Here is a 290-nt window from a genome sequence, read left to right on the forward strand (position 1 = left end):
CTTCACCGAGGTAGGCGCCCCAGGCCCAGGCCGCGACCATCAGGTGGATCTCCATGCCCTTGGGGCTGACGCCGAGATTTTGCGAGCCTATCCAGGTCAGCGGGCGGATGTAGCAGGACTCCAGCATGTTCTCGCGCACCACGGCTTTGGTGGCTTCGTTGACTTCTTGCTGGGTGAACGGAATCTTCATGCGCAGGATCTTGGCGCTGTTGACGAGGCGCGCGGCGGGCTCTTCAAGGCGGAAGACCGCCGTGCCGCCCGCCGCGTTGTAGGCGCGCACGCCTTCAAAA

1 protein-coding gene is annotated in these 290 nt (G+C 64.1%); it reads right to left on the reverse strand.

Going from position 1 to position 290, the window contains the following annotated elements:
• A partial coding sequence (locus tag ACEN8I_RS24130; RefSeq protein WP_413331193.1) for an aminotransferase class IV occupies positions 1–290 on the reverse strand: 290 nt, incomplete at both ends.

Origin of the sequence: Polaromonas sp. CT11-55 (assembly GCF_047303325.1) — a bacterium.
GTDB lineage: Bacteria > Pseudomonadota > Gammaproteobacteria > Burkholderiales > Burkholderiaceae_C > Polaromonas.